This window comes from Micromonospora sp. NPDC023956 (assembly GCF_040639195.1).
Lineage (GTDB): Bacteria > Actinomycetota > Actinomycetes > Mycobacteriales > Micromonosporaceae > Micromonospora.
The window spans coordinates 285,732-304,290 of sequence record NZ_JBEZZN010000004.1 but is presented as its reverse complement, the minus strand read 5'-3'; the positions used below and the strand labels follow the sequence as shown (position 1 = coordinate 304,290).

Genomic DNA, 18,559 nt, shown 5'->3' with positions numbered 1-18,559 from the left:
TAACGCACGGGTCACCTGTTACGGGAGTGTCGGACCGGGGCACTACCGTGCCGCCCGTGACCGCAGGGGAATACGTGCAGGAGACACTGGCCGGGCTGGGCCCGGCCGGCGAGGGGATGGACCCCGGGCTCCCGCTGCACGCGGTGACCTTCGTCGTGGTCGACCTGGAGACCACCGGCGGCGCGCCGGACGGCGGCGGGATCACCGAGATCGGCGCGGTCAAGGTCCGCGGCGGCGAGGAGCTGGGTGTGCTCGGCACCCTGGTCAATCCCGGTCAGCCGATCCCGCCGTTCATCACCGTGCTGACCGGCATCACCGAGGCGATGCTGCTGCCGGCGCCCCCGGTCGAGACGGTGCTGCCGAGCTTCCTCGAGTTCCTCGCCGACGCGGTGCTGGTCGCCCACAACGCCCCGTACGACGTGGGGTTCCTCAAGGCCGCCTGCGCCAAGCACGGCTACCGCTGGCCCAATCCCCGGGTGCTCGACACCGCCGCGCTCGCCCGGCGGGTGCTCACCCGCGACGAGGTGCCCAACCGCAAGCTGGGCACGCTGGCCACGTACTTCCGCACCACCACCCAGCCGACCCACCGGGCGCTCGACGACGCGCGGGCGACGGTGGACGTGCTGCACGGGCTGATCGGTCGGCTCGGTGGGCACCGGGTACACACCCTGGGCGAGGCGATCGAGTTCGCCCGCGCGGTCACCCCCACCCAGCGCCGTAAGCGCTACCTCGCCGAGGGGCTGCCCAAGGCCCCCGGGGTCTACATCTTCCGGGCCGCCGACGACCGGCCGCTCTACGTCGGCACCTCCGGCGACATCGCCACCCGGGTGCGCAGCTACTTCACCGCCGCCGAGAAGCGGGCCCGGATGTCGGAGATGCTGGGCGCGGCCGAGCGGGTGGAGGCGATCGAGTGCGCCCACTCCCTGGAGGCCGAGGTGCGCGAGCTGCGGCTGATCGCCGCGCACGCCCCGCCGTACAACCGGCGGTCGAAGTTCCCCGAGCGGATGCTGTGGCTCAAGCTCACCGGCGGGCCGTACCCACGACTGTCGGTGGTCCGGGAGATCGGCCCCGCCGACGACGCCTACCTGGGACCGTTCGGTTCCCGCCGGGCGGCGGAACTGGCCGCGGCGGCGTTCCACGACGCGCTGCCGCTGCGCCAGTGCACCCACCGGCTGTCGCTGCGCACCGTGACGCCGGCCTGCGCGCTGGCCGAGCTGGGTCGCTGCCCGGCACCCTGCGAGCACCGGATCACCCCCGACGAGTACGACCACCGCGCGGCGGCGCCGTTCCGGACCGCCACCGCCGCCGACCCGCAGCCGGTGGTGGACGCGCTGCTGGCCCGGATCGAGGCGCTCGCCGCCGCCCAACGGTACGAGGAGGCCGCGGTGGTCCGCGCCCGGCTGGCGGCGCTGCTCCGGGCGACTGTACGGATGCAGCGGCTGGCCGGGCTGACCGGGATCGCCGAGCTGGCCGCCGCCCACCCCGCGCCCGGCGGCGGCTGGGAACTGGCCCTGGTGCGGCACGGCCGGCTCGCCGGAGCCGGCGTCTCCCCGCCCGGCGTCCACCCGCGACCGACGTTGCAGCTGATCCGGGCCACTGCCGAGACGGTGTCGGCCGGGCACGGCCCGGTGCCCGCGGCCACCGCCGAGGAGACCGAGCGCATCCTGTCCTGGTTGGAGCGACCGGAGACCAGACTGGTGGAGTCCTCCGCCGGTTGGTCCTCTCCGGTCGCCGGTGCGGCCCGGTTCCGGGCCCTGCTGGCGAAGGCGGAGCGGGCGGTGTCGGCGCAACTCTCGACCGAACGCCCATGAGCAAGTGACCGATCGGATGACGTCGCCTCACATAGGCTGTTGGAGAAGTGCAGTCCTGCCCGATTCGTGGGCCTGCTCCCGGTTGCCGGACACCGGCGGCCGTGGGGCCGGGGTGAGGAGGTGTCCCAGGTGGACGTCGACGCCGGACACGGCGCCGCCCTGGGGGGCGCCCTTCCCACACCCGCCGGCGAGCTGCCGCTGGCCCGCCGACTGCGATCCCTGCTCTCCTGGCCGACCACCGACAACGACCCGGTCACCCCGCTGGTCCGGGCGCATCGCGGGATCCACCCCAGCGCCGACACGGCGGTGCTGCGCAGGGCGTACTCCATCGCGGAGAACATGCACCGGGGCCAGTTCCGCAAGAGCGGTGAGCCGTACATCACTCACCCGTTGGCGGTCGCGGAGATCTGCGCCGACCTCGGCATGGACACCACCACGCTGGTCGCCGCGCTGCTGCACGACACGGTGGAGGACACCCGCTACACCCTCCAGGCGCTCGCCGAGGACTTCGGTCCCGAGGTGGCGCACCTGGTCGACGGGGTGACCAAGTTCGACAAGGCGTTCTACGGCAAGGCCGCCGAGGCGGAGACCGTCCGCAAGATGATCATCGCGGCCGGCAAGGACGTCCGGGTGCTGATCATCAAGCTGGCCGACCGGCTGCACAACATGCGCACGCTCGGCGTCCGCTCCGCGGCCTCCCGCAACCGGATCGCCACCAAGACCCTCGACGTGCTGGTGCCGCTCTGCGACCGGCTGGGCATCCAGGCCCTCAAACGGGAACTGGACGACGTCGTGCTGCTGCACCTGCAGCCGGAGGAGTACACCCGCATCCAGCGGCACCTGCACGACCGGCCCGGCTGGGACGCGTACCTGCGCGAGGTGGTCGCCCGTACCCGGGTCGCGCTGCGGCGCAGCAAGGTGGACGCCACGGTGGCCCCCCGCCCGCGCCACCTCTACTCGATCTGGAAGGACACCGTGGCCGGCGGCCACGCGGCCCCGTTCGACCTTCCCCGGATCGCGATCGTGGTGGACGGCCCGGCCACCGACTGTTACGCCGCACTCGGCGCGGTGCACGGGCTCTGGCGGCCCGCGCCGGGCCGGTTCAAGGACTTCATCGCCTCCCCGAAGAACAACCTCTACCGGTCCCTGCACACCACCGTGCGCGGCCCGCAGGACCGTACGGTCGAGGTGCTGATCCGCACCGAGGAGATGCACCGCCTGGCCGAGTACGGCGTTGCCGCCGACTTCCGCTTCCCCCGCACCGACGGGACGGCGGTGCGGGCCCAGCAACTGGACTGGTTGCGTCGGGTGCTGAACTGGGAGCAGGACGCCCCCGACCCGAACCAGTTCCTCCAGTCGCTGCGCTGCGACCTCGCCGAGGCCCAGATCCAGGTCTTCGCCGACGGACGGCAGATCGTGCTCCCGGCCGAAGCCACCCCCGTCGACCTGGCGTACGAACTGGGCACCGCGCGGGGCGACCGGTGCCTCGCCGCCAAGATCAACGGTCGACTCGCGCCGCTCTCCTCCGAACTGAAGGAGGGCGACGTGGTGGAGATCTTCACCGAGACCGACGACAACGGCTTCGACGCGCTGGCCGCGCCCCGGGGGCCCCGCCGCGAGTGGCTGGACTTCGTCAAGTCGCCGCATGCCCAGATGCAGATCAACAGGTGGTTCGCCGAGCACACCGAGCCGGGCATCTCGATCGCCGACAAGGTCCGCCTGGGCCGGGCCACCATCGGGCTGGCGCTGCGCAAGCACGACCGGGGCCTGGCCAGCGACCTGCCGCTGCTGCGGCTCTCCGAGGAACTCGGTTACCCCGACCTGGAGACACTGCTGGTCGCCGTCTTCGACCGGGCGCTCGACCCGGACACCGTGGTCACCCAGCTCATCGACCTGGTCGACCACCGACAGTGAGGGATTCCCTCCCCCGGTGCTCCGGCGAGTGCGTCCGGGCCACTAACCTGGAGTCATGATCCCCCGCTCCCGAGCAGTCGTTCGGGCCGTCGTCTACCGGACCTTCTACCGCCTGCCGGTGTCCCTGCGCCGGCGGCTGGTCCGGCTGGCCGTGCCGAAGTACATCGTCGGCGCGGTCACCCTGGTCCGGGACGCCGAGGCGGATGGCGCGGGCCGCCTCCTGCTGCTGCGTCAGCCCCCCGGCCACAGCTGGACCCTGCCCGCCGGGCTGCTCCGCCGGCACGAGGCTCCGGTGGTGGGCGCGGCCCGCGAACTGGCCGAGGAGTCCGGGGTCCGGCTCTCCCCCGACCAGTTGCGCCCCGCCGTGCCGAACGCCGTGGTGCACGCCCTGGGCTGGGTGGACGTCGTCTTCGAGGCGGAGGTGCCGGCGTCGCGGACCGAGCTGGTGGTCGACGGCGCGGAGGTCTTCGAAGCCGCCTGGCATCCGCTGGACGACCTGCCCCGGCTGAGCCGGGCCACCGCCCGGCTGCTCGGGTACTACGGCATCGGCCCCCTTGCCGAACAGACCGGGCCGGACGGACAGACCGGGCCGGACGGACAGACCGGGCCGGACGGACAGACCGGGCCGGACGGACAGACCGGGCCGGACGGACAGACCGGGCCGGACGGGCGGCCGGCGGCGTGACCAGCGCGGTGGAGGTCTGCGCGGTGGTCCTCGCCGCCGGGGAGGGCACCCGGTTGCGTCCGCTGACCGAACGCGTACCCAAGGCACTCTGCCCGGTGGGCAACGTCGCGCTCCTGGACCGGGCTCTGGCCCGGGTGGCCGGCCTCGGTCTGACCGGCCCGGGGGCGGTGGCGGTCAACGCCTGCTACCTGGGTGGGCAGGTGGTCGCCCACGTCGGGTCCCGCGCGCACCTCTCGGTCGAGCCGGGCGACCCGCTCGGTACCGCCGGCGGAATCGGTAACCTGCGGGACTGGATCGCCGGTCGGGGCGTGCTGGTCGGCAATGCCGACGCCTACCTGGCCGCCCCCGACGTCGCACCCGGTCCGGACGTCGCCGCCCTGCTCGACGGCTGGGACGGCGAGACGGTCCGCCTGCTCGGCCAGCCGGCACCCGACCCGCGCGCACCGGGCACCTTCAGTGGTCACCGGTTCGTCGGCTTCTCCCTGCTGCCCTGGCGGCAGGTCCGCGACCTGCCTCCGACCTTCGGCGACCTGGTCCGGGCCGTCTGGCGGCCGGCCGAGGCGGCCGGGGCGCTGGAGGTGGTGCCGTTCGCCGGCACCTTCTACGACACCGGCACCCCCGGCGACTACCTCGCCGCGAACCTGCACGCCGCCGGGGACGACAACCTGGTCGACCCGGCCGCCACGGTGACCGGCACCTGCGTGCGGTCGGTGGTCGGTGCCGGCGCGGTGGTCGCCGGCACGGTGACCCGCTCGGTGGTCTGGCCCGGCGCGACCGTCCGCCCCGACGAGCGCCTGCAGGGGGCGATCCGGGCCAGCGGGACCCTCACCGTCCGCACCGACTGATCCCCGCCCTCCGCCCGGAGGCGCGTGGCGCGGTAGCAGGGATCCGGCTACCGCTTCTCCCCGCGCAGGGGCGCCCCGGGCAACCACCCCGGCGTGGGCGCGGGCCGCCGCGTGAACGCGGCGCGGGTGGCGGAGTCCGGGCACCCACCAGCCACTAGCATGGGCGTGACGTCGACGAACGGAGAGATCGCCCGTGATCACCGCCATCGTGCTGATCGACTGCGCCACCGACGCGATCCCCGAGGTGGCCGAGGCGCTGGCCGCCCTGCCGGGGGTCAGCGAGGTCTACTCCGTGGCCGGTCACGTGGACCTCATCGCCATGGTCCGGGTACGCGAGTTCGAGCAGATCGCCCAGGTGATCGCCGGCCGCATCTCCAAGGTCCCCGGTGTGATCAACACCGAGTCGCACATCGCCTTCCGGGCGTACTCGCAGCACGATCTGGAGGAGGCGTTCGCGATCGGGCTGGCCAACGCCGACTGAGCCCGCCGTGGGACGGCGGGCACACGTGCGCCGGCCCACCCGGAGGCGGACCGGCGCTCGTGTACTGGTCAGCTACCCGTCGGGGCCGGCGTCTCGGTGACGCCGCCCTCGCCCGGACCGGTGGTGCCGCCCGGAGCCGGCGTGGTGGCCGTACCGCCCGGAGCGGGTGAGGCCGGACCGGTCCCCGACGGAGCCGGCGTGCCGCTACCGCCCGGCCCCGGCGTGCCGCTGGCGCTGGTCTGCGGCACCGGCACGCCCAGCTGCTCCGCCAGGGTCACCAACTCGTCGTAGTGCGCCTGGAGCACCGGCAGGGCGTCCTGGGCCAGCTGGACCACCGACTGCTCGGAGCCCTGCGAGATCTCCGTCTGGGTCGCCTGGATGGCCTGGACGTGCCCGGCCAGCTCGGCGGTCACCCACTGCCGGTCGAACTCGGCACCGTTGACGTTGTTCAGCTGATCCACCACGGCCTGCTGGTCGGCGGTCGGGTCCTTGGGAAGCTCGACGCCGAGTTGCTTCGCAGTGTCCTGCACGGTCTGGTCGAGCTGCGTGTGATCGGTCACCAGAGTGGCGGCAAGGTCCTTGACGCCCTGGTTCTGCCCCTTCTGCTGGGCCAGCTCACCGGTGACGATCTCGGCCAGGTTGACCTGGTGGACCGCCTGTAGGTACTGCCGGTCCTGGGTCGACGGCTGAGCCGCCTGGGTCGCGGCGGCAGGAGCCAGCCCGACCAGCGTCAGGGCAGCTACCACCCCGAGCCTCTTGATACCCAACATGTTCCCTCCCCGTGGTCGTTGGACCGCACGGATACCCGGCTGGCCGGGTTTAACCCCCGGCACCGTGACGACGGGTCCCGCTCGGCCGCGCGAGCGCGGTCACCGTGGACCGGGCGGGAACGGGCGTGGCGCCCGCCGGTGAACCGGCGGGCGCCACGGGTGCTGCGGTCGGGTGGCGATCAGTGGCGGCTCGGGCCGCTGCCGATCTCCTCCCGCTCCGGGCGGGGCTCCACCGGCGGGTGCCCCGGAGAGACCGGCGCCTCGACCGGCTTCTCGATCGGGTAGAAGAAGCCCCGGATGGCCGGGCCGAGCGCACCGAGCCGGTTCATCTTCTTCGGGACCACCCACCCGACGTAGTCCAGCTCGCTGTGGCCGTGGCCGTCCGCCGCGCTGAGCGGCTGGTGGACCTCCTCGAACCGGCCGTCCGGCAGCCGCCGGATGATGCCGGTCTCCACACCGTGGGCGAGGACCTCGCGGTCGTGCTGCTGGAGGCCGAGGCAGATCCGGTACGTCACGTAGTACGCCAGCGGCGGCAGGATCAGCAGGCCGATCCGACCGGCCCAGGTCATCGCGTTCAAGCTGATCATGAACTTGTCCGCGATCACGTCGTTGGCGCCGGAGAGCGTCAGGACGAGGTAGAAGGCGATGGCCATGGCGCCGAGGCCGGTACGGTGCGGGACGTCCCGGGGGCGCTGGAGCAGGTTGTGCGCCTTGTTGTCCTTGAGCTGGCGGGCCTCGACGAACGGGTAGAGCGTCGAGAGCCCCACCAGGATGCCGGGTAGCACCACCGTCGGCCAGAACAGCGGTGGGATGACGTAGCCGTCGCCGATCGGGATGTTGATCTCCCAGGCGGGCATGAGTCGGGTCGAGCCGTCGAGGAACATGACGTACCAGTCGGGCTGGCTCGCCGCCGACACCACCCATGCCTCGTACGGGCCGAACAGCCAGATCGGGTTGATCTGGAACAGACCGCCCATCAGCGCGACGACGCCGAAGACGACCATGAAGAAGCCGCCCTGCTTGAGCGCGTAGCGCGGGAACATCCGCTCGCCGACCACGTTGTCGTTGGTCCGGCCGGGGCCGGGCCACTGGGTGTGCTTCTGCTTGAAGACCAGGCCGACGTGCGCGCTGATCAGCGCGACCAGCAGACCCGGGACGAGCAGCACGTGGGCGATGTAGAAGCGGCTGATGATGATGTCGCCCGGGAACTCGCCGTTGAAGATCGACGAGGTGACCCAGGAACCGATCACCGGAATGGAGAGCATGATCGCCGAAGCGATCCGCAGGCCGGTGCCGGAAAGGCCGTCGTCCGGGAGCGAGTAGCCGGTGAAGCCGGCCAGGAAGCCCACCCAGAAGAGCAGCGAACCGATGATCCAGTTCGTCTCGCGCGGCTTGCGGAACGCGCCGGTGAAGAAGACCCGGAGCATGTGCACGACGATCGCGGCCATGAACAGCAGCGCGGACCAGTGGTGCATCTGCCGCATGATCAGACCGCCCCGGACGTCGAACGAGATGTCCAGGCTGGAGGCGTAGGCGGCCGACATCGGCGTCCCGCGAAGCGGCGCGTAGCTGCCGTTGTAGATGACCTCGGTCAGCGCGGGCTCGTAGAAGAACGTCAGGAAGACACCGGTCAGCAACAGGACGATGAACGAGAAGAGCGCGATCTCGCCCAGCAGGAACGACCAGTGGTCCGGGAAGACCTTGTTCAGTACCCGGCGCAGCGGGGTGGATACGCCAAACCGGTCGTCAACCTGGGCAGCGGCCTTTCCCGGCACCGCTGCCATGTCAAACTTTCGGCGCTTCATGGCCGCTCCCAGAAGTCGGGCCCGACGGTCTCGGTGTAGTCGGACTTTGCCACGAAGAAGCCCTCGTCGTCCACCTCGATCGGCAGCTGCGGCAGGCGCCGGCTGGCCGGACCGAAGATGGGCCGGGCGTTGTCGGTGATCAGGAACTGCGACTGGTGGCAGGGGCAGAGCAACCGGTTGGTCTGCTGCTCGTAGAGGCTGGCCGGGCAGCCCGCGTGCGTGCAGATCTTGGAGTACGCCGCGTAGTTGCCCCACATGTAGTCGCGGTGGCCGACCCGCTCGTTGGCCTCCCGCGCCTCGACCGCGTCGGACTCCCTCAGGTGGATCAGGAGGGTCACCGAGTCGGCGTGCTTGTTGCTCACCCCGTGCTCGATGCCGGGGAAGACGGTGATCTGGCCACCGGCGCTGATGTCCGCCGGACGGACCGGTCGGCCGTCCTCCCGGACCAGGCGGATCCGCCCGCCACCCTCGGCCGGCTTGAAGCCGGTGGTGAACATCTGGTTGTTCTCGTGCGGCTGCTTGATCAGACCACCGACCAGCGGCGCGGCGGCGACCGCGCCGACCGGCGCGAGACCGGCCAGGAGCGAGATGCCCAGCAGGGGACGACGCTTCACGCCGAGTTCGTCGGCGACGAAGAGCATGGTCTGCCCGGTGATCTTGCGACCCTCGCTGTCGACCTCGCCCTCGTGCCGGTCCTGGATGGCGACCTCCTTGGGCAGCAGCTTCTTGCCCCAGGTGAGGATGCCGAAGCCGATGCCGAGCAGGGCCACGCCGAGCGTCAGGCCGAGCAGCGGGGTGTAGAGCTTGTCCCCGCCGTGGCCCGGCTCGTACTGCCACGGCCACCAGATGTAGACCACCAGGAAGGCGGTCGCGGCGAGCCCGGTCAGCAGGAAGAACGAGGCGACCAGCCGGGTGGTGCGGCGCTCGGCCTTGCTGCCCGCGACGAACTGCGGCTCGTAGTGGACGATCTCGATGTCGTCCCGGCGCAGACCCTCCTGGACGACGTCGAACCGGGTCAGCTCGGGGTCGTCCAGGTCGATCGGCTCCCGGGCCGGCTTCTCGGTGTGCGTGCTCATGCCGTCACCTCGCTACGGGCGGTGCCGAGCGTGGGCACCACGGCGCTGAATCGAATGATTCGCTCGGTCACGACTTGCCCGCAATCCACAGGCTAGCGAAGACCAGCGCGACGATGCCGACCAGGAAGATGGCCAGTCCCTCGGTCGAGGGGCCGTACCGGCCCAGGTTGAACCCGCCGGGGTCCTGGTCGTTCTTCAGGGTCTCCTGGATGTAGGCGATGAGGTCCGCCTTCTGCTCCGGGGTGATCTGGTTGTCGCCGAACACCGGCATGTTCTGCGGGCCGCTGAGCATCGCGGCGTAGATCTGCCGGTCGGTGGCGGGTTGGAGGCTGGGGGCGTACTTGCCGGAGGAGAGCGCCCCGCCGCCGCCGCCGAAGGCGTGGCACTGCGAGCAGTTGATCCGGAACAGCTCACCACCGGTGGCGAGGTTGCCGTCCGCGCGCAGGTCGCCCTGGGGAACCTCCGGGCCGCCGCCGAGCTCCTGGATGTACTGGGCGAGCTGGCGGGTCTCCTCGTCGGTGAAGACCGGGGTCTTCCGCTCCGCCTGGACCTCCTGCCGGGCCATCGGCATCCGGCCCGAGCCGACCTGGAACTCGACCGAGGCCGCGCCGACGCCGATGAGGCTCGGCCCGCGCCCCTCGACGCCCTGCGCGTTGCGGCCGTGGCAGGTCACACAGCTCACGTCGAACAGCGCCTTGCCCTCGGCTGCGGCACCGGTGAGCGGCGGGTTGTCCTGTGCCTGCGCACCCGGGGCGAAGACGGTGTACGCCCCGCCGGCCAGCATGAGCGCGGCGATCAGCCGGACCGCGGCACCCAGCCGGCGGCGGCCCCTGCTGGGTGCCACGGACCGCTGGCGGCGCAGCCGCGCGAGCAGGCCGCGTCGGCGGTCGTTGTCAGAAGTCATGACCTGTCCTTAACCGGTTGGACCTTGTCTCGGGGACGGAGCGGCGCCGCGGCGCCAAGATCACTGAAGCCAGTAGATCATGGCGTAGAGCCCGATCCACACGACGTCGACGAAGTGCCAGTAGTACGACACGACGATCGCCGACGTGGCCTGGGCCGGGGTGAACCGGCCCATGGTGGTGCGGATCATGAAGATGATGAAGGCCACCAGACCGCCGGTCACGTGCAGGCCGTGGAACCCGGTGGTCAGGTAGAACATCGACCCGTACCCGTCCGAGTTGATCTTGATGCCGTGGTGGACCAGCTCGCGGTACTCGTTGAGCTGGCCGAGGACGAAGATCAGGCCCATCACGAAGGTGATCGTGAACCAGCGCCGGAGCGCGTGCACGTCGCCCTTCTCCGCGGCGAACACACCGAGCTGGCAGGTCACCGAGGACGCCACCAGGATCAGCGTGAAGGTCGTCGCGTACGGGACGTTGAGCACCTCGGTGTGCTTCTCCCACTGCTCCGGCGCCGCCGCGCGGATGGAGAAGTACATCGCGAACAGCGCCGCGAAGAACATGAGCTCGCTGGAGAGCCAGACGATCGTGCCGACACTGACCATGTTCGGTCGGGTCAGCGAATGGATCCGGCTCTTGTCAATGGCTGGGGCCGCAGTCACGCGGTCATTATTGCGCCCGATCAGGCCCGGCGAGCATCGGGGTGGCATATCGGTCGTTCCGGCGGGCCGACGGAGGGCGTCCGGTTCGCCTGGCCTAGCCTGAAAAGCGTGTGGTACCTCGATCCGATCATGACCGCCACCCCGGCCGCCGGAGCGGGACCGGCGCTCGCCGCCGAGCCGCCGCCGCCGTTCGAGATCACCCGGGTGTTCACCGAGACCCAGCTGGACTCCTGGCTCGCGGTCGGCCTGGTCCTGGCCGCCGGTCTCTACCTCTACGGGGTGCACCGGCTGCGGCTGCGCGGCGACCGGTGGCCGGTCGCCCGGACGGTGTTCTTCCTCGGCCCGGGGCTGGGCGGTATCGCCTCGGTCACGGTCAGCGGACTGCACGCGTACGACACCGCGCTCTTCTCGGTGCACATGGTGCAGCACATGGTGCTCTCCATGATCGCGCCGATCTTCCTCGCGCTCGGCGCCCCGGTCACCCTCGCGCTGCGCACCCTGCCCAAGCGCCCGCGCCAGCGGCTGGTCGCGGTGGTGCACAGCCGGATCGCCCGGATCTACACGTTCCCGTTGGTCGCCTTCACGATCTTCGTGGTCAACCCGTTCGTGCTCTACTTCACCGACCTGTACCGGTACACCCTGGAACACGTCTGGGCGCACGAACTGGTGCACGCGCACTTCATCATGACCGGCTGCGTGTTCTTCTGGCCGCTGCTCGGCCTCGACCCGATCCCGAACCGCTGGCCGTACCCGGGCCGGGCCCTGCTGATGCTGCTGTCGGTGCCGTTCCACACCGTGCTCGGGCTCACCATCATGCAGAGCAGCACGCTGTTCGGCGGGGACTGGTACCCGTCGCTCGACCTCGCCTGGTCGGACCCGTGGAACGACCAGGTCGTCGCCGGCGGCATCGTGTGGGCCGGCGGCGAGTTCGTCAGCATCACCATGCTGGCGGTGCTCGTGGTGCAGTGGGTCCGCCAGTCCGAGCGGGAGGCCCGCCGGATCGACCGCGACCTGGACCGCCAGGAGGCCCGGGCCCGCGCCGCCGGCACCCCGGCCTGACCCGGGCCACCGCGCGGGGGCGTGGGCACCGGCGCCGACCGGTCCGGCCCGACCGGTACGATCAGCGGGCAGCTACGACGTGGGAGCCAAGCCAGCGATGAGCGATCGTCTTTACACCGTCCTGCTCTACAGCGACGACCCGCAGGTGCGCGACCGGATGCGGCTCGCGGTGGGCACCCGTCCCGCCGCCGACCTGCGCGTCGAGTTCACCGAGGCGGCCAGCTACGACGAGTGCATCCGGCTGGTCGACGACTACGAGATCGACCTGATGCTGCTCGACGGCGAGGCGAGCCCGGCCGGTGGCATCGGCATCGCCCGCCAGGTCAAGGACGACCGCGCCGACGCTCCCCCGACCTGCGTGGTGATCGCCCGTGCCGCCGACCGTTGGCTGGCCGCGTACGCCGAGGTCGACGCCACCCTGGTGCACCCGCTGGACCCGGTGACCACCGGCGCCACCGTCGCCGAGCTGCTGCGTCGGCACGCCGGCGCCGGCCGCGCGGCCTGAGGCGGAACGCTCCGTTCCACGGTCCGGGCCCGCCCGGGTCCGCGATCGCCCGGCCCGGTCCGTCACCGTCGACACCGGTGCCGTCACCCGCATCCCACGTCTGCTCGGGAGGCCCACCATGGGCGATCGGACCTGGCCGCACCTGCTCGCCGCCCTGCTGCGCGGCGAGGAACTCCCCACCGCCGACACCGCGTGGGCGATGGGCGAGATCATGACGGGCTCGGCCACACCGATCCAGATCGCCGCGTTCGCCGTGGGGCTGCGGGCCAAGGGCGAGACGCCGACCGAGCTGGCCGGCCTGGTCGAGGCGATGCTCGGCAACGCCGTCCCGGTCGAGCTGCCGGAGCCGCTGCGGGCCACCGCGCTGGACGTGGTCGGCACGGGCGGTGACCTCGCCCACACGGTCAACATCTCCACCATGGCGGCACTGGTGGTGGCCGGGACCGGGGTCCGGGTGGTCAAGCACGGCAACCGGGCCGCCTCCTCCTCCTGCGGCACCGCCGACGTGCTGGAGTTCCTCGGCGTCCCGCTGGACCTCGATCCGGCGGGGGTCGCCCGCTGCGTCACCGAGGCCGGCATCGGCTTCTGCTTCGCCGCCCGGTTCCACCCGGGCATGCGGCACGCCGGCCCCGTCCGGCGCGAGATCGGCGTACCCACCTTCTTCAACTTCCTCGGGCCGCTGACCAACCCGGCCCGGCCGCGGGCCGGCGCGGTCGGCTGCTTCGACCTGCGGATGGCCCCGGTGATGGCCGCCGTCTTCGCCGCCCGGGGCGACTCGGTCCTGGTGATGCGGGGCGAGGACGGGCTGGACGAGTTCAGCACCGCCGCCCCCACCCGCTTCTGGGTGGCCCAGCAGGGCACCGTGAGAGAGGCGCTGCTCGACGCGACCGACCTCGGGGTACCCCGGTCCACCCTGGCCGACCTCCGGGGCGCTGACGCCGCGTACAACGCCGATGTCGTCCGACGGCTGCTGGCCGGCGAGCGGGGACCGGTACGCGACGCGGTGCTGGTCAACGCCGCCGCCGCGCTCGCCACCCAGGGGCCGCTCGACGGCGACCTGCTGACCGCCGTCCGGGCCGGGCTGGACCGGGCCACCGAGTCGATCGACTCCGGCGCGGCGGCCCGGATCCTCGACCGCTGGATCGAGGTGGCCCGCTCGGTCTGAGCGGCGGCGACCGGCCCTCCCCCGGGCCCCGGTCACCCGCCCCTCCCGGCCCCCGGTCGGCAGCAGGCGGGCCCCGGCCAGTTCCCCCGACGGGTTTCCCGGCAGCTCTCCGCCGGCAGTCCGGTCCGGTGCCGAGCGGGGTTCCCGGCCAGGCTCCCGGTGGGTTGTCGGACCCGCGTGCCAAACTACAGCCGAGTAGTTTTCGCTGCTGCCGTGCCAGGCGGTCCTGCTGCCCGGCGTCTGCGGGCCGGGTCACCGACGGCCCCGCCCCGCCGGCAGCCCGCACAGAGAGGAGACGCCCGTGTCGGAGCGCGAGCTGTACTGCGACAGCTGCCAGGGCGTCCAACTGTTCGAGGTCCCGCCCTGCGGGGACGGACACGGGGTGGACTGCCCCGAGTTCGTCTGCACCGCCTGCGGCGCGGCGGTCCTGATCGCCACGTTCCGGTTCGGTCCCGCCCGGCTGTCCGACCGGCGCCCCGCGCCGGGCGAAGCACACCGTCGGGCCGCCTGAGCGAGCGCACCCGCGACCCGGTCGACGCGGTTTCACCCGCGAACCCGCCAGGAGCGTCCCGGCGGCACCGCAAGGCCCACCACGACGAAGGCCGCCTCCCCGCTCGGGAGACGGCCTTCGTCGTGGTGGGCGGACGCCGGTCAGTGCTCGGCGGTGCGCCGGGTACCGGTGTAGTACTCGAAGAGCAGGCCCGAGGCGGTCAGGACGACCGCCACCATGCCCAGCCCGATCAGCCAGTACTGCCAGAGCACCAGGCCGAAGCCGGTGATGGCGGCGGAGAGCGCCAGCCCGAACGGCCAGTAGCTGCCGGGGCTGAAGAAGCCGACCTCACCGGCGCCGTCGATGATCTCGCCGTCGGCGCGGTCCTCCGGACGCAGGTCGATCCGGCGGGCGACGAACCAGAAGAAGCCGCCGCACATCGCGCAGAGCGCGAACGAGAGCAGCAGGGCGACGGTACCGACCCACTCGACCTGACCGGACTCACCGGCCGTCCAGGCGCCGTAGAGGACGCTGACGGCGAGCAGGAACGCCGCGATGATGGAGAAGATCTTCCATTCGGTCCTCATGCCCGCCCCCTCAGCGTCCGGCGCCGGCCGGCGTGCCGGCAGCGTTGTTGAAGTTGCTCTCGGTGCGCCGGGTCTCGAACGGCCGGGTGGTCGTCGCGTACGGGTCCTCGCCGATGGACTGGAGCGCCTCCTGGGTCGACCGGCCGCCCCGCTTGGCGGCGAGGAACTGCTCGTACTCCTCCGGCGACACGACCCGCAGCTCGAAGTTCATGAAGGCGTGGTAACTGCCGCACAGCTCGGCGCAGCGGCCCACGTAGGCGCCCTCGGTCACCAGCTCGGAGATCTCGAACTCGTTGCGGATCTTGCCGGGGAAGACGTCCCGCTTGAAGAGCAGCTCCGGCACCCAGAAGGAGTGGATGACGTCCTTGCTGGTCTCCTCGAACCGGATGGACCGGTTGGTCGGCAGCACCAGGACCGGGATGACCTCGCTGGTGCCCAGGACCGAGGCGACGGTGTTCGCGTCCTTGCCCAGGCCGTCCCGGTAGTTGAACTGCCAGTTCCACTTGAACGCGACGATCTCGACGACCACGTCCGGGTTCGGCGTGCGCTTCTCCACGTCGGTCTGGACGACCGCGGTGTAGTAGAAGAGCACCGAGACGATGAGGATCGGCGCGATGGTGTAGAGGAACTCCATCGGCATGTTGAAGCGGGTCTGCACGGGCAGCTCGTTGCCGCGCTTGCGGTACCGGATGATGCACCAGAAGATCAGGCCCCAGACGAAGACCCCGACCGCGAGCGCCGCGATGCAGGACGCGATCCAGAGGTCGTACATCCGCCGGGACTCGGCCGAGATGCCGCCCTGCGGCCAGCCGAAACCGTCGAACGCCGCACCGACGTCACATCCCGTCAGCAGGACCAGAGCCGCCCCTGCGCCGAGACCGAGACCGGCGAGCCGCCCGGCACCCCGTCCCCGACGCCCACCGGCCTTCGGGGAAGCGCTGTGCCGTACGGCCGTCGGCCGTACCTCCGAACTCCTTGCGACCACCTGGTCCTGCCTCCCTAGCGCGCCGCGGTGTCTGCCCCGGTTCCGCCGGCCCGGCCGGCGGTTGACAGCACCGGCGGCAAAGGCGTCACCGACGGTCGCAGATTACTCGACCATGACGGAACGGAACGCCCTGGGGTCGCGTGTCCGCCCCGGTCGGGGGATCACGAACACCCCCCGCGCGCTACGTTGGCACCCGTGAGCGCTCCCCCGGTCTACCTGGACGCGGCCACCGTCACCCCGTTGCACCCGGTGGCCCGGCAGGCGCTGACCGTCGCCCTGGAAGACGGCTGGGCCGACCCCGGTCGGCTCTACACACAGGCCCGTCGGGCCCGCCAACTCCTCGACGCGGCGCGGGCCGCCGCCGCCGAGACCCTCGGGGTACGCCCCGACGAACTCTCCTTCACCGCCAACGGCACCACGGCGGCGCACGGCGCGGTGCTGGGTGGGCTGGCCGCCCGGCGGCGGGTCGGTCCGGTGCTGGTCCACTCGGCGATCGAGCACTCCGCCGTCCTGCACGCCGCCGAACGACACGTCGCCGACGGCGGCCGGGCGGTGTCCGTGCCGGTCGACCGCAGCGGCCGGCTCGACCTCGACGGGTGGACGGCGGCGGTCCGGATGCCGGGGGTGGCCTGGGCCAGCCTGATCGCGGCCAGTCACGAGGTGGGCACCGTGCAACCCGTCGTCGAGGCCGCCGCCGCCTGCGCCGGAGTGGGCGTGCCACTGCACGTCGACGCGGCCCAGATGGTCGGCCGGGTACCGGTGCCGGCCGGCTGGTCGGTGCTGACCGCCAGCGCGCACAAGTGGGGCGGCCCGTCCGGCGTGGGGCTGCTGGTGGTCCGCAAGGGCACCCGCTGGGAGTCGCCCTGGCCCGCCGACGAACGGGAGTCGGGGCGTACCCCGGGCTCGCTGAACCTGCCGGCGGTGGTCGCGGCGGCGGCCAGCCTGCGCGCGGCGGCGGCCGACGCGGCGGCCGAGGCGGCCCGGCTCACGCCGCTGGTGGAGCGGATCCGGGCCCGGGTCGCGGCCGAGGTGCCGGACGTCGAGGTGGTGGGCGACCCGGTGGACCGCCTCCCCCACCTGGTGACCTTCTCCTGCCTCTACGTCGACGGCGAGGCGCTCCTGCACGCCCTGGACCGGCGGGGTTTCGCGGTGTCCTCCGGGTCGTCGTGCACCGCCTCGACGCTGCGGCCCTCACACGTGCTGGAGGCGATGGGGGTGCTCTCGCACGGCAACGTCCGGGTCAGCCTGCACCGGGAGAGCACCGAGGCGGACGTCGAGCGCTTCCTGGCCGAACTGCCGGGAATCGTCGCCGACCTGCGGGCCGAAGCCGGGGTGGTGGGGCTGTGAACGCCGCCCAGCCCACCGGGGCCGACCCGCGACGCGTCACGAGCGCCGGACCGCGACGGGACACGAGCGCCGGACCGGACGAGGTGCTGGACTGTCTCGGGCAGCGCTGCCCGCTGCCGGTCATCGCGCTCGCCCGCCGGCTGCCGGACCTCCCGGTGGGCGCGGTGCTGCGGGTGCTCGCCGACGACCCGGCCGCGGCGGTGGACATCCCGGCCTGGTGCCGGATGCGCGGGCAGGAGTTCCTGACCGCCGTCGACGGCCCCGGTTACGACGTCCGCCGCACCCGCTGATCCCCTGCCCACCGGCCTTCGGCCAGCGCCCCGCCGCTACTTCCCGGCTCGCGGCTGCCCGGCGCGGTCGTGGGCCCCGGGTCGTCCCCGCCCGCCCTGAGGCCGCTCCACCGGCTGGACGCCGTCCGCCCCGGATTCGACGCCGAACGATCCGGGCAGCCGTCGTGTGTCGGCGGCTGCCCGGACGCTGCACGGAGGTGCTCAGCCGAGCAGGTGCGGACGGACCTCGTCGGCGACGGCGTCGCCGTACGCCTCGGCGAGCCGCTTGACGAAGGCGTCCCGGTGGATCTGGTATTCCTGCCCGCCGTGGTTCTCCAGCACCATCGCGGCGGAGAGGCAGCCGACCTGGGCGGCCTGCTCCAGGCTCAGACCCCAGGAGAGACCGGCGAAGAAGCCGCCGCGGAAGCCGTCGCCGACGCCGGTCGGGTCGATCTCGCGGACGTCCCGGACCGCCGGCACGTGGATGCGCGGGATGTCCCGCCCCTCGATCTCCACGCCGTCCTTGCCGAGGGTGGTGACCCGGATGGTCACCCGGTCGAGCAGCTGGGCGTCGGTCAGGCCGGCCTTGCTCTGGAGCAGCGACTTCTCGTACTCGTTGGTGAGCAGGTAGGTGGCGCCGTCGATCAGGCCGGCGACGTCGCTGCCCTCCATCCGGGCGAGCTGCTGGGACGGGTCGGCGGCGAAGTGGTAACCGCGCTCCCGGCACTCGGCCGAGTGCCGCAGCATCGCCTCGGGGTCGTTGGCGCCGACCAGGACCAGGTCGAGGCGACCGACCCGCTGCGCGACCGGGGCCAGCTCGATGTTGCGGGCCTCGCTCATCGCCCCGGCGTAGAAGGAGGCGATCTGGCACATGTCGGTGTCGGTGGTGCAGACGAACCGCGCGGTGTGCGCCACCTCGCTGACGTGCACCGAGTCGCAGTCGACCCCGTGCCGCTCCAGCCAGGACCGGTAGTCGGCGAAGTCGGCGCCGACCGCGCCGACCAGCACCGGGGTCAACCCGAGCTGGGCCATCCCGAAGGCGATGTTGGCGGCCACGCCGCCCCGCCGGACGATGAGGTCGTCGATGAGGAAGGACAGCGAGACCTTGTCCAGCTGGTCGGCGATGAGCTGGTCGGCGAACCGGCCGGGGAAGCTCATCAGGTGGTCGGTCGCGATCGAGCCGGTCACGGCGATCTTCATG

General features: G+C 72.2%; 18 protein-coding genes and 1 pseudogene. 11 read left to right on the top strand and 8 right to left on the bottom strand.

Annotated elements, in window-relative coordinates:
• The first annotated feature begins 56 nt into the window (after positions 1-56).
• The 5 genes and pseudogenes from AB0F58_RS10975 (at position 57) to AB0F58_RS10955 (ending at position 5,736) form a co-directional block, all read left to right on the top strand.
• Positions 57-1,811, top strand: a complete 1,755-nt coding sequence (locus AB0F58_RS10975) for a DEDD exonuclease domain-containing protein (RefSeq protein WP_357141190.1) — start codon at positions 57-59, stop codon at positions 1,809-1,811.
• A 129-nt stretch (positions 1,812-1,940) separates the two neighbouring features.
• Positions 1,941-3,725, top strand: a complete 1,785-nt coding sequence (locus AB0F58_RS10970; RefSeq protein ID WP_357141826.1) for an HD domain-containing protein — start codon at positions 1,941-1,943, stop codon at positions 3,723-3,725.
• A gap of 55 nt (positions 3,726-3,780) precedes the next feature.
• A pseudogene (locus AB0F58_RS10965) lies at positions 3,781-4,290 on the top strand (NUDIX domain-containing protein); the annotation flags it as partial.
• Between the two features lie 116 nt (positions 4,291-4,406).
• Positions 4,407-5,255: a sugar phosphate nucleotidyltransferase gene (locus AB0F58_RS10960; RefSeq protein WP_357141187.1), complete on the top strand. Its 849-nt coding sequence runs from the start codon at positions 4,407-4,409 to the stop codon at positions 5,253-5,255.
• Between the two features lie 193 nt (positions 5,256-5,448).
• Positions 5,449-5,736, top strand: a complete 288-nt coding sequence (locus AB0F58_RS10955) for an Lrp/AsnC ligand binding domain-containing protein (RefSeq protein ID WP_088982823.1) — start codon at positions 5,449-5,451, stop codon at positions 5,734-5,736.
• Positions 5,737-5,804: 68 nt separating this feature from the next.
• Here the strand turns inward: AB0F58_RS10955 and AB0F58_RS10950 are convergent, their stop codons facing one another.
• The 5 genes from AB0F58_RS10950 to AB0F58_RS10930 form a co-directional block, all read right to left on the bottom strand.
• Positions 5,805-6,506, bottom strand: a complete 702-nt coding sequence (locus tag AB0F58_RS10950; protein WP_357141184.1) for a DUF4142 domain-containing protein — start codon at positions 6,504-6,506, stop codon at positions 5,805-5,807.
• Between the two features lie 179 nt (positions 6,507-6,685).
• Entirely contained in the window at positions 6,686-8,311 is a 1,626-nt protein-coding gene (locus tag AB0F58_RS10945) for a ubiquinol-cytochrome c reductase cytochrome b subunit (protein WP_357141180.1), read from the bottom strand.
• Entirely contained in the window at positions 8,308-9,387 is a 1,080-nt protein-coding gene (locus tag AB0F58_RS10940; RefSeq protein ID WP_357141177.1) for a Rieske 2Fe-2S domain-containing protein, read from the bottom strand. The genes AB0F58_RS10945 and AB0F58_RS10940 overlap by 4 nt, the downstream gene beginning before the upstream one ends.
• A gap of 67 nt (positions 9,388-9,454) precedes the next feature.
• The gene (locus AB0F58_RS10935; protein WP_357141175.1) at positions 9,455-10,291 is read right to left on the bottom strand and encodes a cytochrome c; all 837 of its coding nucleotides are present in this window, start codon (positions 10,289-10,291) and stop codon (positions 9,455-9,457) included.
• 60 nt (positions 10,292-10,351) lie between these two features.
• Positions 10,352-10,951 carry a heme-copper oxidase subunit III gene (locus AB0F58_RS10930; RefSeq protein ID WP_357141172.1) on the bottom strand — a complete coding sequence of 200 codons (600 nt, stop codon included), beginning with the start codon at positions 10,949-10,951 and terminating at the stop codon, positions 10,352-10,354.
• Positions 10,952-11,080: 129 nt separating this feature from the next.
• On the opposite strand from AB0F58_RS10930, the gene AB0F58_RS10925 reads away from it, so the two are divergent.
• From AB0F58_RS10925 to AB0F58_RS10910, 4 genes are all read left to right on the top strand, one after another.
• Positions 11,081-12,010: a cytochrome c oxidase assembly protein gene (locus tag AB0F58_RS10925; RefSeq protein WP_357141822.1), complete on the top strand. Its 930-nt coding sequence runs from the start codon at positions 11,081-11,083 to the stop codon at positions 12,008-12,010.
• Between the two features lie 97 nt (positions 12,011-12,107).
• Positions 12,108-12,515, top strand: a complete 408-nt coding sequence (locus AB0F58_RS10920; protein WP_357141169.1) for a hypothetical protein — start codon at positions 12,108-12,110, stop codon at positions 12,513-12,515.
• A 118-nt stretch (positions 12,516-12,633) separates the two neighbouring features.
• Positions 12,634-13,680 (top strand): anthranilate phosphoribosyltransferase, encoded by a 1,047-nt coding sequence (gene trpD, locus AB0F58_RS10915; protein ID WP_357141166.1) that lies wholly within the window; start codon positions 12,634-12,636, stop codon positions 13,678-13,680.
• A 301-nt stretch (positions 13,681-13,981) separates the two neighbouring features.
• Positions 13,982-14,191, top strand: coding sequence for a hypothetical protein (locus tag AB0F58_RS10910; protein ID WP_357141159.1), 210 nt, complete (start codon positions 13,982-13,984; stop codon positions 14,189-14,191).
• A 140-nt stretch (positions 14,192-14,331) separates the two neighbouring features.
• Here AB0F58_RS10910 and AB0F58_RS10905 read toward each other — a convergent pair whose 3' ends face one another.
• Together AB0F58_RS10905 and coxB are read right to left on the bottom strand one after the other, a co-directional pair.
• Positions 14,332-14,757, bottom strand: a complete 426-nt coding sequence (locus AB0F58_RS10905; protein WP_357141155.1) for a cytochrome c oxidase subunit 4 — start codon at positions 14,755-14,757, stop codon at positions 14,332-14,334.
• Positions 14,758-14,767: 10 nt separating this feature from the next.
• A complete protein-coding gene (coxB, locus tag AB0F58_RS10900) occupies positions 14,768-15,742 on the bottom strand; it encodes a cytochrome c oxidase subunit II (protein ID WP_357141152.1) in 975 nt (324 codons plus the stop codon).
• A 195-nt stretch (positions 15,743-15,937) separates the two neighbouring features.
• Here coxB and AB0F58_RS10895 point away from each other — a divergent pair, with 195 nt between their 5' ends.
• A complete protein-coding gene (locus AB0F58_RS10895; protein WP_357141149.1) occupies positions 15,938-17,089 on the top strand; it encodes an aminotransferase class V-fold PLP-dependent enzyme in 1,152 nt (383 codons plus the stop codon).
• A gap of 83 nt (positions 17,090-17,172) precedes the next feature.
• Positions 17,173-17,379 (top strand): sulfurtransferase TusA family protein, encoded by a 207-nt coding sequence (locus AB0F58_RS10890; RefSeq protein ID WP_357141819.1) that lies wholly within the window; start codon positions 17,173-17,175, stop codon positions 17,377-17,379.
• A 201-nt stretch (positions 17,380-17,580) separates the two neighbouring features.
• Here AB0F58_RS10890 and AB0F58_RS10885 read toward each other — a convergent pair whose 3' ends face one another.
• Complete coding sequence (locus tag AB0F58_RS10885) at positions 17,581-18,558, bottom strand: carbohydrate kinase family protein (RefSeq protein ID WP_357141147.1); 978 nt, start codon at positions 18,556-18,558, stop codon at positions 17,581-17,583.
• Position 18,559: the final 1 nt, after the last annotated feature.